This is a genomic window from Pseudoalteromonas sp. CNC9-20 (assembly GCF_022347875.1).
In the GTDB taxonomy this organism is placed as follows: Bacteria; Pseudomonadota; Gammaproteobacteria; order Enterobacterales; family Alteromonadaceae; genus Pseudoalteromonas; species Pseudoalteromonas ruthenica.
Genome location: NZ_JAKRFS010000002.1, coordinates 175,367 through 188,951, shown reverse-complemented (window position 1 = coordinate 188,951; position 13,585 = coordinate 175,367). Strand labels below are relative to the sequence as shown.

The following is a 13,585-nucleotide window of genomic DNA, read 5'->3' as shown; positions in this document are numbered from 1 at the left end:
TATGTTGATTTCCCTGATTATTATGAATTGGCCAGCTTTGATTTAGCTGGCTTTTTTTTGTCTGGGATTTGCTATTATCAAGCCAACAGCATTATTTTTGCGAGAAAGGTATGTTCGCGTCACTTTCCACTACAGCATTATTGAGCCTAGGTTCCCTCGCCTTTTTTATTCCTCTTTGTTTGTTCCTAGGGGTCAGGGTATCACACTATAAAAAGCGCAATGAGCACACACAGCAACAGCTTTTAGCGCAACAGCAATATCATCAGCAGCAGCTTGGCGAACGAGATAATCGTTTAGAACGAGAGCGTCAGGAGGCGCAGCAACTGCAGCAAAAGTTAACCCTTGTTCATGGCCGTTATGAGTCATTGAAAGCGACGCTAGAGCAAAAAGAAGCGCACTTTGAGCAGCAACTGCAGTTAGTCAAGGATTCTAAAGACCAACTAAAGCAAGAATTTAGCGCGCTCGCGCAACAAGTCTTTGAGGATAAATCACAGCAGTTTAAAAGCCTTAATCAGCAGAGCATGGAGCAGATATTAAAACCAGTACAAGGCGAGTTAAAAGGTTTCAGAGATAAAATGGAGCATATCCACTCGCAAGAGCTGCAACAACGAGCAGCACTTAAAGCCGAGTTAGTACATCTACAAAAACTCAATCAATCTATTACCGAACAAGCTGAGCGTCTCTCTACGGCCTTGCAAGGGCAAAAGAAAACCCAGGGTAACTGGGGTGAGTTAATGCTAGAAAACGTCTTAGACAGCGCTGGACTGCGCCTCAATGAGGATTATCGGCGCGAAGCGAGCTTTGATACTCCAGAAGGTCGCTTCCGTCCCGACGTGGTGGTCTATTTGCCACAACAACGCCATATTATCGTCGATGCCAAAACGTCTCTAAATGCGTATACCCGCTACGTTAACGCCCATAGCGATATTGAAGCTCACCAAGCCTTGGCTGAACATGTGCAGGCGATGAACGAGCGTATCAACGAGCTTGCAAGTAAAGATTATCATCGTTTGGAGCAACTGAACTCCCCGGAAGTGGTGATTATGTTTGTGCCCATCGAAAGTGCCTATGTTGAAGCTCTGAAGTATCAGCCCGATTTGTATCAACGCGCCATTGAACGCAACATCTTGGTTGCGACACCGACAACCCTACTTACCAGCTTGAACATTGTTAAACAGCTTTGGCGTTTTGAAGATCAATCGAAGCATACGCAAGAACTGGCCAAACGTGCAGAGCGGTTTTACGCGAAACTCAACAGCTTTTTGGTATCAATGGACGGTGTAGGTAAACAGCTCGACAAAGCCAAAGAAACATATGATAAAGCCTTTTCTCAACTCTATAGCGGCAAGGGGAATCTTATAAAACAAGCTAATGAATTCAAAGAGTTAGGCGTTGCTGTTCAAAAAGAATTACCTGCTGAGCTACGTGAAAAGGCAGAGCTTGAGCTACAACAAGCTCAATAAAGACAGGAGTCAATGTGGCGCTTTTCTGATTTGTGTAATTCCTAAAGCGATAAAGGCTGCAGATACTGCAAACAAAGAGAGAATATTGCCAATGAATGCGGCGCCAGCAAAAGCGATTGCGCTGGCGATAAATAAGTATCCAGATATCTTCATCATAACACGTCCCTATATGGCTGAAGTAAGTGATAACGGTGATACACAGCGTTCGTAAACCCCCTTTACAATTCATGAAACTGTCATCTTAGAACCCTAAGCTATGCGCAAAAAATAATGACTTAGGGTTTTTATGACATCGCATCATTCTCAGGGCTTTATCGAACGCCTACAGCAATTACAAAGCTTAGCGCAAAATAAGTATGGGATCGAAATAGCTTCGGAAAAATTTATCGCTGATGAGAGTTATCGGAAGCTGGTACTCAATGAATTAAGCCTATTGGGAGATAGTGAGTTAAGTGCCGTCATAGCCGCTATGCAAGATATGCAACAGCAGCAAGGGGCATCACCCAGTACTGGCGCAAGCGAACAAATCAGCAAAGATAAAACCACCACGCCGCTGTCACTTATTTTTGCTGGGGTAGCTGTCGTCCTTGCGCTCGTCGCCACAGGGTACACCTTTTACGTCAACCAAGACCCTGACATCGCCATGGCCTCGAAGCCTGCGGCACCAACACAAGTCAACAAAGCTCAACAGCCTACCAACAATGGCAGGGTTCAAGAGAAAGAGCAACAGCCAGCGCAACTAGCATTTCGTATTCACGGTTCCAACACCATTGGTGAAAAGCTTGCTCCAGCCTTACTCGAGGGCTACCTAAAGGAGCTCGGGGCAAAGCAGTTTAATTGGCGTCAAGGCGAAGTCAGCGTCGAAAGAGAGCTGCACTATCAGCTCGATAGCAAGCCATATTACATTGAGTTGCATGCGCATGGCTCAAGCACTGGTTTCGCAGACATTGAAGCCGGCAAAGCAGATTTAGCAATGGCTTCACGCAAAGTTAAAAGCAAAGAAGTCGATAAGCTTAAAGCGCGTTTTGGTGATTTCAGCCAAATAGGCAATGAGCACATTATTGGCCTTGATGGATTAGCCGTTATCGTTAACCAAAATAACCCTGTCAGCCACCTATCAACGCAGCAATTAGCTGCGGTTTTCTCCGGTAAAATAAGCAACTGGCGTGAGCTTGGAGGCCCTTCTGAGACCATTAATCTATATGCTCGAGACGCCAAGTCCGGCACCTGGGATACCTTTAAAAACTTAGTACTTAAAAAGCATCAGACGCAGTTAAGTCCGCTTGCCCAGCGTTTTGAGTCAAGCTCAGTGTTATCTCAAAAGGTTTCACAAGATGAGTACGGCATCGGCTTTATAGGGCTGAACTACATCCTTCACAATAAAGCAATTGCGGTCTCTGAGGGAGCTCAAACAGCGCCTATCTACCCTACTCGCTTTACTATCGGTACTGAAGATTACGCGCTAGCACGTCGACTTTACGTGTATACACCGACCACGGCATCGATGTTTATCAAGAACTTTGCTCAGTATGCCATTTCTTATGCTGGGCAAGAGATAGTCTCCGACACGGGTCTTATTTCGCAGAATATTCATGTTGAGCAAGTGCAGCCAATGACTGAAGCGCCCACGGTATATAAGCAGTATGCTAAACAAGGTCAGCGATTATCACTGACGTTTCGTTTTGAGCATGGAAGCGGTCAGTTGGATAACAAAGGTAAGCGCGACCTCCAACGTTTGCTCGATTACCTTGAAAGTCATGCCCAAAAGCGCGTAATACTAATGGGGTTCTCTGATAACTCCGGGGATGCAGCGCGCAATAAAACATTATCTTTGCAGCGTGCTCGTTCTGTAGAGCAGGAGCTCACCGCTCGCGGTGTGGCGGTCTTTGACACCCAAGGGTTTGGTGAGGTGTTGCCTGTTGCCAACAACCAAAGCAAAGAAGGTCGAGAACGTAATCGTCGCGTTGAGGTGTGGGTGTTGTAATTATTCTGTCATCGATAGCTGCTACTTTAGTTGCTGATTTAGGAGGGGATATGTTTGCCATATTAACGGATCACTATAATCTTACCAGCGCCTTTGCCCGCTTAAGTATGGTTGAAGCCATGCGTGTACAACGCAATTTAGATCAGGTTTTTACCGACTTAAAGCTACCTTCCGATGCGCTTCTTAACCGTATGCGCGAAGAAGGGTTACTCAAAGACGTGATAGCGGGTGTTAAAAAACCGCATACCGACGCGAGTGAATCCGTGATTCAGAGTCACCTCGGACAACTCTTTTTAGACTATCACAAACTCAAAGCCACCTTAGCCAAACTTAGCTTGGCTGAGCAGGTTGCTTGCAAAGAGACATTTACGATTGCTGCTAAAGCTTTAAATCTGCCCTCTGCAGATTTAGCTGCGATGATGGCGCAAGAAGGTGTGTCGGTAGAAGCTATGGTGCCTAAAGACCCTCAACAAGAGCGTATTAACGCTGTCCGTGAGCGATTAAATCAAGCTGCGTCACAGCAACAGAGTGATGCTCAGCGCGTGCGTGATCGTTTGAACTCATTAGTTGAGGAGCAACAAGACCCAAAGGATGAAGTCGTAGATGAAGGGGCTCAAGTCGTGCCACTGCGTCGCCAACAAGCATAAGAACAGGCAAGTTAACTCAGTTTTGCACCGCCTTTTAGGCGGTTTTTTTATACCTCGAGTTAGTAAAAAAGTGATTTGTCCCTGTCGTTTAGTTAGTAAAAATGTGGTTTGTGATAGAAATAAAGCTCAATACAGTTGGTAAAAAAGTGGTTTATACCGCTGTAAAGGCCCAGTAACCTCTTTAATAAAGCTCCCCTTGGGGAGATGAACATCGCCTTGTTTGCACTAAGTAAAATGCTGATCCAAAAAAAAGGGCCGATAACGGCCCTTTCACTGGCAACACACCTTTTGGTTTAGAACTGGTTCATGGTATTGGCTTCGCCGCCTGCCTTGAGTGCGTTTTCGCCGCAGAAGTATTCCTTGTGGGTATCACCAATATTTGAACCCGCTAGGTCTTGGTGCTTCACTGAGGCTTGCTCTCGACGAATCTCCTGGCGTTGCACATCGCGCACGTAGGCAAGCATACCTAAGTCACCAAAATACCCTTCAGCAAGAATATCGGTGCTGAGCGCCGCTGTGTGGTAGGTGGGTAAAGTGATCAAATGATGGAAAATACCCGCCTCTCGTGCTCCGTCACGCTGGAAGTTTTGCACATAATGATCCGCTTCTTTGGCTAGCTCTGAGCCATCGAGGCTCGCATCCATAAGCACTTTAGGATCTTGGCTTGGGTCTGGATAAGCACTTAGATCGCGGCCATCTTGTTGCCATTGGCTATACACCTGCTCACGGAACTTCAATGTCCAGTTAAATGAAGGCGAATTGTTATACACCAATTTAGCGTTAGGAACCTGCTCGCGAACGCGGTTTACCAGCTCCGCAATTTGCTCTACATTCGGCTTCTCGGTTTCAATCCATAGCAAATCGGCACCATGTTGTAAGCTTGTGACACAGTCTAGTACTACGCGGTCTTTTTCCGTACCGGCGCGGAACTGATATAAGCCGTTATCTAAGCGCACCGGTTTACATAGCTGACCGTTGAGCTTAATGGCTGTTTCACCTTCTAATAGATCATCCCCCCCAGAAATAGGTTGGGTATCTAAGAAGCTCAAGTATTGGCTAGCAAGATCTCCGGCTTCCTTGCTTACTGGAATTTTCTGGGTCAAGCTCGCACCTAATGAGTCGGTGCGCGCAACGATGATGCCATCATCAACACCCAGCTCTAGAAAGGCATATCGAACCGCATTGATTTTGGCCAAGAAGTCCTCGTGAGGCACCGTTACCTTACCGGCTTGGTGACCGCACTGTTTAGCATCGGATACCTGATTTTCAATTTGAATTGCACAGGCACCGGCCTCTATCATTTTCTTCGCTAATAGGTAGGTGGCTTCCTCGTTACCAAAGCCGGCATCAATATCGGCAATAATGGGCACCACATGGGTCTCAAAGTTGTCGATTTGTGCGGTGATAGCTGCAACATCGCCACCTTGGGCCTTGGCCTCGTCCAATGCCTTGTATAGATGATCAAGTTCACGGGCGTCGGCCTGTTTTAAGAAGGTATAGATCTCTTCAATAAGCATAGGCACCGCCGTTTTTTCGTGCATACTTTGATCCGGTAATGGACCAAACTCAGAGCGCAATGCTGCCACCATCCAGCCACTAAGATAGACATAGCTGCGCTTAGTGGTTTTTTGATGACGTTTAATGGCCATCATCATCTGTTGCGCGGTAAACCCATGCCAACAACCTAAAGATTGCGTGTACTGGCTTGAATCACCGTCGTAAGCGGCCATGTCCTCGCGCATCACCTTAGCGGTGTATTTGGCGATATCGAGACCGGTTTTGAAACGGTTTTGAAGCTGCATACGCGCTGCATATTCCGAATTAATCCCTTGCCACTGCGGTAGGTTGCTTTGACGAAGGCTGCTTAACGTGTCGATGTGTGCGTTGTAGTTTGTCATTATAGGTATCCTTTGAACGGGTAACTGTTTAATTGCCCCAAAGCCAATGTGAGAGTGCTCGGTGCGTTGTATTTTTACCCTAGGACGAATTGGGTTGATTTATTAAATTTATAGTTATTATTGTGGCTATATTTTCAATGAATGGGGTTTGGGTTCACATCAGCGCTTTTTCAGTTACAGTGAAATGACTAACTTCTTCGTTTAAAGGAAACGCACATGACCCAGCGCATCTCTCACAGCGGCTTGGCTATTGATGCTCAGCTTTATCAATTCATAACTGAGCAAGTCCTGCCGCACACTGAACTCGATACTGAACGCCTGTTCGCGGGTTTGGCCGATATCATTCAGCGCCTTACTCCCATCAATAAGGCATTACTGGCGAAGCGGGATAGTTTGCAGAAGCACATTGACGGTTATTATCAGAAAAATACTAAAGATAATCATGATGAATATACCCAGTTTCTAAAAGACATCGGTTATTTGCTCGAGCAACCACAGCAGGTTAGCGTAGAAACCGAGGGTGTAGACGATGAAATCGCGCGCATGGCTGGACCGCAGCTTGTGGTGCCAGTGAGTAATGCACGCTTTGCCCTAAACGCTGCCAACGCCCGCTGGGGCTCCTTGTATGATGCACTGTATGGCAGCGATGTGATCAGTGAGGAAGAAGGCGCAGAGCAAGGTAGCCAATACAACCCTGTGCGCGGTTTTAAGGTCATGGCCTATGCGCGACAGTTCCTAGATAAAGCGTTACCGCTCAAAAGCGGCTCACACATTGAAAGTACCGAATATGCGATAAACAATGGCGAGCTTGTGGTTATCTTGGGAGACTCTCAGCAAGTAACCCTCGCAGAGCCCTCGCAGTTGATTGGCTATCAGGGTCAACCTGAGCGCCCGACTGCGTTGCTATTTTGTCATCATGGCCTGCACTTTATTATCGCTATCGACCCACACAACCGCATCGGCCGCGACGACAAAGCTGGCATTAAAGACATCGTACTCGAGTCTGCTCTAACCACCATCATGGATTGTGAAGACTCTGTCGCTGCCGTTGATGGCGAGGATAAAACACAAGTTTATCGTAACTGGTTTGGGCTGATGATGGGAAATTTGAGCTGCGAATTTTCCAAAGGTGGGCAAACTCAAACACGGCACCTTAATAGGGATCAACATTTTACTAAGTTAGATGGCTCGTCGCTGACCCTTCATGGCCGAAGCTTGATGTTTGTGCGCAATGTCGGTCACCTGATGACAACACCCGCCATACTAGACAGCGATGGTAACGAGGTATTTGAAGGCATATTGGATGCGGTCTTTACTAGTTTGTGCGCACTTCCCGAATATCACAGCCGCTCCGAGTTAGCTAACTCGCGCACTCAGAGTATTTATATCGTTAAGCCTAAAATGCACGGCCCCGAGGAAGTGGCCTTCACCGCGCAGCTATTTAGTGAAGTGGAGGTTTTATTAGGTCTTCCTAACAATACCTTGAAAATGGGGATTATGGATGAAGAGCGGCGTACTTCGGTGAATTTGAAAGCCTGTATCGCGCAAGCGAAACAGCGCGTGGTCTTTATTAATACCGGCTTTTTGGACAGAACCGGCGATGAGATCCATACTGCCATGGAGGCCGGTGCGGCATTGCCAAAATCGGCAATTAAAGCTCAGCCTTGGATCGATGCCTACGAGAAACGCAATGTTAGTATTGGCCTAGAATGCGGCTTAAGTGGTAAAGCACAAATAGGCAAAGGTATGTGGCCAATGCCAGATAAACTGGCGTTAATGATGGAGCAGAAAATCGGCCATGTGAAATCGGGTGCCAACACCGCCTGGGTGCCCTCCCCGACTGCCGCAACCTTACATGCCCTTCATTATCATGATGTTGATGTATTCGCGCAGCAAAAAACATTATCAGCACAAAGCCAGCAGTCCTTTAGAGACTTACTCACACCGCCGATTGATAATCAGCAACAACTCAGCAGCGAAGATATTCAGCTCGAACTCGATAATAATGTGCAAGGCATTTTGGGGTATGTTGTGCGTTGGGTAGAGCAAGGCGTTGGTTGTTCAAAAGTGCCCGATATCAATAATGTCGGCTTAATGGAAGATCGCGCGACATTACGGATTTCTAGTCAACATATTGCCAATTGGCTACACCATGGTATTTGCACCGAAGAGCAAGTCCTGAAGACCATGAAGCGTATGGCAAAGGTGGTTGATGAGCAAAACGCAGGCGATAGCCAGTATAAAAATATGGCTGATAGTGAACAAAGTTTACTTGATAGCTTAGCGTTTCAAGCTGCGACAGATTTGGTTTTCAAAGGTAGATCACAGCCCAATGGCTATACCGAGCCGCTTTTGCATCATTACCGCCGACTGTTCAAAGAACGCCAAGCGTCGATGTAAAGGCCCTTTACAGCAATAAAAAAGCCGGCATATTAGCCGGCTTTTTTATTAACGCTATTAGTTATTAACAATGGCGTTGTGATAGACATTTTGTACGTCATCACAATCTTCCAACATGTTCATAAACTTCTCAAAGTTGGCGATATCATCTTCGTCGGTGATTTCAATGTGTGTTTGTGGCACAAAGGTAATTTCGTCAACATCAAAGTTAATGCCTGCAAATGCTTCTGTAAGTGCTGTTTTCGCTTTGAAGTATTCGGTATGCGGGGCAAATACAGATACTTTGCCGTCTTCTACTTCGACATCTGTGACGTCAACATCAGCCATCATTAGCGCTTCTAACACTTCTTCGTCATCATCACCTTCGAAACCCAAAATGGCGAGGTGATCAAACATGTGCGCAACGCAACCTGGGTTGCCGATCTTGGAGTCGGTTTTGGTAAACGGTAAGCGTACGTCTTTAATGGTTCGATTAGGGTTATCAGTAAGGCAGTCTACAATAACCATGCAGTTACCTGGACCGTACCCTTCATAACGTGCCGCAGAGTAATCTTCACCCGCACCACCGGCTGCTTTTTCTATCGCCTTATCAATTACGTGAGCGGGTACTTGATCTTTTTTAGCTTTATCAATCAAACGGCGTAGAGAAAGGTTTGCATCTGGGTCAGCACCGCCATTTTTTGCAACGACGTAGATCTCTTTACCGTATTTTGAGTTTACTTTTGTTTTTGCCGCGGCTGTTTTCGCCATGGCGTTTTTACGAACTTCAAACGCTCTGCCCATTTTCAATCTCTCAAGTTTGAATTTATTTCCTCACTGGATTTTAACAACTCGCAGCACATTGGGCTAGTGCCATGTTTACATAAAAGTGCTGCTTTGTTGGTCAAACTTTTTAAATGAGGCTATTTAACATAACTTGGGAAGAGGGAAGGCAACTCACTGAAACAGCGAATGATATGATCAGCTTGATGTGCATAATCAGGAAGCGCTTGGGGCGCATATAAGCAAGCACGCATATTGGCGTTGCGCGCCGCTTCAATATCGTATTTATAATCACCTACGTACACCAGCTCAGTTGGTGCCATTTGCCATCGTTCGGCAATGTGAAGTAGTGCACTGGGGTCCGGTTTTGCTGGAGCATCATCACGGGTCAAAATTAGCTCAATTGGCAAAGGGTTACGTTTTACTTTGATGGCCGTTGCTTGCTGACAGTTACGGGTGACGATGGCCATCGGAATGTTGGCTTGGTGTAGCCTTTGCACTGCTGCCTTGACCTCTGGTAATAGTTGAGATTGCTGCGCATCGGCAAGTTCGTGGTCGAGTATCACTTGCTCTGCTCGTTGCCGCCCTTCGCTATCCAAGGTACTAACAAAGTCTAAAATATCGATATCAGCGTGGCAGTTGAGCTGTTCACGGATGCGAGCAAAATTCAGTATAGAACTGAATAGTGTGCCATCCATGTCAAAAATGACGCCATTAAGAGAGTGAGGCTTGCTGCTTGGCATTGTATTTCCTGTAAACTATATGATTGCAATGATACGACCTTACACCGCTATAAGCGCAACCATAGCAGGAAAAAACGCGCACATCGACATCTTCCCTGATGTGCACGCTGGTTGGGGGAAGCGCTTAGAAGGTGACGCTATGCCACTGGTTCTGGCGTTCAAAGTACAAAGTTCGCACTTTGCCTTTGCCCTCTATATTGACCATATTAATTTGCGCAGGCCACAGTTCATGGAGTGCCCCGTGTGTCATTTTCAGGCCCTTTAGCGGCTGCTTTGGCATCGCTGCCTCTTGGTACACCCAAAAAAACTTACCATCCACTTCAAAGCCAACATTGCTCAACTGCAAAGGCTGATCGTTGGGGTCGGTTATCGCCACTTGTTCGGCTACATAGTCGGCAAATTTTTGTTGGTCATCTGCATGCTTTAACATATCAGCTTGATTGCCAAATAGGTCTTCGACGGCATGCTCTGTGTCATGAAGATAAAATCGATGCATCAGCTCAATATGTTCAGTGCGTTGATTGAATAGCACTGTGGTCACCGAATTTTTTAATTGGTGAGCCAAGCTGGCGCTGCTAAATAGCAGCACCGATAAAAGCACGATAATACGCATTATGGCTGTTGTTCCTCTTCGTTAGCCTCTTTGAGCTCGGTTTTAATATCGTGCATGATGTCGCGACTGACCTTAGCTTTACTCTTCTTACGCTTGTAGGTTTCGATACGCGATTCCATGATACGCCGTGGGTAATAGTTATTAGACACATCTACATCTGCGGTTTCCCAGCCCGGGTCGACGGCTATACTGGCAATTTCTTTACCCTTATCGGTCACTATCAGTTTTTCCACCTGTTTGGCATTCCGGCGCCAGATTTCGGCTGGAATGTAACGTTGCTCTGTGGTGCCATCGGTGTAGCTAAGCTCGAGTAAAATGGGCATAACCAGGCCGCCCACGTTGCTAAATTGCATCACGTAATAGTTGTTGTCCTCGGCTACTGCTCTGTCTAGGGTGCGACGTTCCCAGGGATCTAGCTTGCTGAGCATCTTTTGGTAGGCATTACGCTCTTTGTTGGTCACGGTGAAGCGATCGTTACTGTCGTAAAAGTCGCGTACATCGGGGTTCTTATCTATCCACAAGTCACGGCCCTCACGCTTATTGCGCTCAACAAACAATGATGTCGGCTTATTTTTCTCAATCTCACGCAGGCGGTTAAAGTCGATATCTGGGTTCATGGTGTCCAAACGCAGCTTGTATACCTTATCTAAAGCGATATCGACGTGATCGGTGCTATAGAACCAGCCTCGCCAAAACCAATCTAGGTCGACACCTGAGGCTTCTTCCATGGTGCGGAAAAAGTCAGCGGGAGTGGGTCGTTTGTATTTCCAGCGGTTGGCATATTCTTTAAAGGCAAAGTCAAATAACTCGCGCCCTAAAATTACCTCGCGGAGAATATTAAGAGCCGCTGCTGGCTTAGTGTAGGCATTGGGCCCAAGGCGCAGCACACTGTCTGATTGTGTCATAATCGGCACTTGATGTTCAGATTTCATGTACTCGACAATATCGCGAGGCTCCACTCCCCAAGGAATATCTGGATCCCACTCGCGTCCAGCAACTCCATCAAGGAAACTGTTTAATCCCTCATCCATCCAAGTCCATTGACGCTCATCTGAGTTAACGATCATGGGGAAATAGATGTGCCCAACTTCGTGTATAACAACACCAATGAGAAAACGCTTCTCTGCTTGGGAGTAAGTGCGAGAGCCGTCATCTCGCAACTCCGTGCGTGGCCCGTTGAATGTGATCATCGGGTACTCCATGCCGCCCACAGGACCATTTACTGATTGGGCGACCGGATATGGATAATCAAATGAATAGCGAGAGTATACCTCCATGGTATGGATCACCGCTTCGGTGGAGTATTTTTTCCACAGATCGCCGCCCTCTTTTGGATAAAACGACATCGCCATCACCAGCGGTTGTTCGTCGCCACCTTGATGATAGCCTTTCGCATCCCACATAAATTTTCGTGATGATGCCCACGCAAAGTCGCGTACATTATCGGCCTTAAAACGCCAAGTCTTGGTCTCTTGTGTGGCTGACTTTTCGTTCTCTAAGGCCTCTTCTTCGGTCACGATAAAGACCGGACGCTCAGCATTTTTTGCTTGTTCTAAGCGTTGGCGCTGGGTGCGGTTAAGTACCGAGCCTGGGTTATCCAAGGTGCCAGTCGCGGAGACAATATGATCTGCCGGCACGGTAATTTCAACATCATAATCGCCAAATTCTAAGGTGAATTCGCCACGCCCTAAAAATGCTTTATTGGTCCATGCTTCATAATCGGTGTAAGCCGCCAAACGCGGAAACCACTGCGCTAACAAAAAGATGTCATTGCCGTCTTTTTCAAAGTGTTCATAGCCATTGCGAGCGCCCACAGCGTCTTCTTCAACAATATTAAACGCAAAGTCCATGCTCAATTCGGTACTTTGTCCAGGTCTCAGAGGCTGGTTTAAATCGACGCGCATAAGGGTGTCGACAACAGTGGCTTTGAGATCATCCCCGTCCTCATCTTTGATATTGCTGAGCACGAACCCCGGCTCATTGTCAGCGAGAAATTGCATGCGTCGCAGGGCCGACAAGCTCAGCTTACTGGGTTTACCTACAGGCTGAGCCTCAAGCCCAGACTTAAAGGTTTTACTGCGCTCAGCAATTGAGTCTGCCTTATATATATTTTGATCTAGCTGGAGCCACAAGTAACGCAGGGTGTGCGGAGAGTTATTGGTGTACTCGATACGCTGACTGGCACTCAAACGTCGTGCTTTTTCATCTAGAGTGACGTCTATATCGTAATCCACTTGCTGCTGCCAATAATTTTCCCCCGGGGCGCCAGCGGCACTTCGGTAGCTATTTGCAGTAGGCAGGGACTCGTCTAGTTGGCGAAACTTATCTTCGAAATTCCCCTTGGTTTGCATTACATTGGCCATCACCCCTTGGCTAATCAAAGTGAGCGCCCCAAGCAGAACTAAGGTTTTATTATTTTTATTCATCATAAACACAGTGTTTTTTGCTATTTGTGACACTGTTGCAAAAGTAGCCAAATGCTGCAACTGAGACGCGATGAAGTGCATACAAGCGCGACCAATCTAATGCTAAAAGTGGTATAAAAAATGCTGTAGTTATTATCTGTAAAGGGGGTTTCCAGTTTTTTTCGTGGGATTTTCCCATTAAAGGTTGCAATTGCATTTTAATTAATTTTAGAATCCCCCACTTTTTTAATTCGTGAACAATAAAAACAAGGATTATCAGCCTAACAAGTCGTGCTTTGACTGGGCTGAAACATAAAGTAAGCGATAGGAAGTTCACTCAATTCGCTCACATAGCAAGGTATAAAATTGGTGGTGCTATGGATTTTTATGTCCTCAAAAAGAAAGACGAGTTAATAGCCATTCCTGCAAATGAGCAGCATTGTAAACAATACTTAGACAATGGGTATTTTTACATTGATAAAGTGGCAGCATGTGATGAAAACACCGCAATTCGTCGTTTAAAAGCGAAATACCAGCGAAATATGCGTTTGCCTTTAACCGCATTAGCGATAGTAATACCGGTTATTATTGTCACTTGGTGGCAAGTAACACACTGACACCAGCACGCTTAAACGCGTGCTGTTCCATGCTATAGTGGGCGCAATAGCAA

11 protein-coding genes are annotated in these 13,585 nt (G+C 46.4%); 5 read left to right on the top strand and 6 right to left on the bottom strand.

Going from position 1 to position 13,585, the window contains the following annotated elements; translation table 11 throughout:
• Positions 1–110: 110 nt before the first annotated feature.
• On the top strand, positions 111–1,463 hold the full coding sequence (rmuC, locus tag MHM89_RS04410) for a DNA recombination protein RmuC (protein ID WP_239408194.1): 1,353 nt from the start codon (positions 111–113) through the stop codon (positions 1,461–1,463).
• Positions 1,464–1,472: 9 nt separating this feature from the next.
• Here the strand turns inward: rmuC and MHM89_RS04405 are convergent, their stop codons facing one another.
• Entirely contained in the window at positions 1,473–1,619 is a 147-nt protein-coding gene (locus tag MHM89_RS04405; protein ID WP_022943535.1) for a hypothetical protein, read from the bottom strand.
• 130 nt (positions 1,620–1,749) lie between these two features.
• Between MHM89_RS04405 and MHM89_RS04400 the strand changes: the two genes are divergently transcribed.
• Both MHM89_RS04400 and MHM89_RS04395 read left to right on the top strand, forming a co-directional pair.
• Positions 1,750–3,447, top strand: coding sequence for a phosphate ABC transporter substrate-binding/OmpA family protein (locus tag MHM89_RS04400; protein ID WP_239408193.1), 1,698 nt, complete (start codon positions 1,750–1,752; stop codon positions 3,445–3,447).
• 50 nt (positions 3,448–3,497) lie between these two features.
• Positions 3,498–4,094, top strand: coding sequence for a hypothetical protein (locus tag MHM89_RS04395; protein ID WP_239408192.1), 597 nt, complete (start codon positions 3,498–3,500; stop codon positions 4,092–4,094).
• A 293-nt stretch (positions 4,095–4,387) separates the two neighbouring features.
• On the opposite strand, the gene MHM89_RS04390 is transcribed toward MHM89_RS04395, so the two are convergent.
• The gene (locus tag MHM89_RS04390) at positions 4,388–5,992 is read right to left on the bottom strand and encodes an isocitrate lyase (protein ID WP_053909453.1); all 1,605 of its coding nucleotides are present in this window, start codon (positions 5,990–5,992) and stop codon (positions 4,388–4,390) included.
• Between the two features lie 216 nt (positions 5,993–6,208).
• Here MHM89_RS04390 and MHM89_RS04385 point away from each other — a divergent pair, with 216 nt between their 5' ends.
• Positions 6,209–8,392: a malate synthase G gene (locus tag MHM89_RS04385; protein WP_239408191.1), complete on the top strand. Its 2,184-nt coding sequence runs from the start codon at positions 6,209–6,211 to the stop codon at positions 8,390–8,392.
• Between the two features lie 57 nt (positions 8,393–8,449).
• Here the strand turns inward: MHM89_RS04385 and MHM89_RS04380 are convergent, their stop codons facing one another.
• The 4 genes from MHM89_RS04380 to MHM89_RS04365 all read right to left on the bottom strand — a co-directional run bounded on the left by MHM89_RS04380 (position 8,450) and on the right by MHM89_RS04365 (position 12,936).
• Entirely contained in the window at positions 8,450–9,175 is a 726-nt protein-coding gene (locus tag MHM89_RS04380; RefSeq protein WP_152441742.1) for a YebC/PmpR family DNA-binding transcriptional regulator, read from the bottom strand.
• A 119-nt stretch (positions 9,176–9,294) separates the two neighbouring features.
• The gene (locus MHM89_RS04375; RefSeq protein ID WP_045980021.1) at positions 9,295–9,897 is read right to left on the bottom strand and encodes an HAD-IA family hydrolase; all 603 of its coding nucleotides are present in this window, start codon (positions 9,895–9,897) and stop codon (positions 9,295–9,297) included.
• A gap of 124 nt (positions 9,898–10,021) precedes the next feature.
• Positions 10,022–10,510: a DUF6702 family protein gene (locus tag MHM89_RS04370; protein WP_022943528.1), complete on the bottom strand. Its 489-nt coding sequence runs from the start codon at positions 10,508–10,510 to the stop codon at positions 10,022–10,024.
• The gene (locus MHM89_RS04365) at positions 10,510–12,936 is read right to left on the bottom strand and encodes a M1 family metallopeptidase (RefSeq protein ID WP_239408484.1); all 2,427 of its coding nucleotides are present in this window, start codon (positions 12,934–12,936) and stop codon (positions 10,510–10,512) included. Before MHM89_RS04365 ends, MHM89_RS04370 begins: the two co-directional genes overlap by 1 nt.
• A 356-nt stretch (positions 12,937–13,292) precedes the next feature.
• Between MHM89_RS04365 and MHM89_RS04360 the strand changes: the two genes are divergently transcribed.
• Positions 13,293–13,532, top strand: coding sequence for a hypothetical protein (locus tag MHM89_RS04360; RefSeq protein ID WP_022943526.1), 240 nt, complete (start codon positions 13,293–13,295; stop codon positions 13,530–13,532).
• The last annotated feature ends 53 nt before the right edge of the window (positions 13,533–13,585 follow it).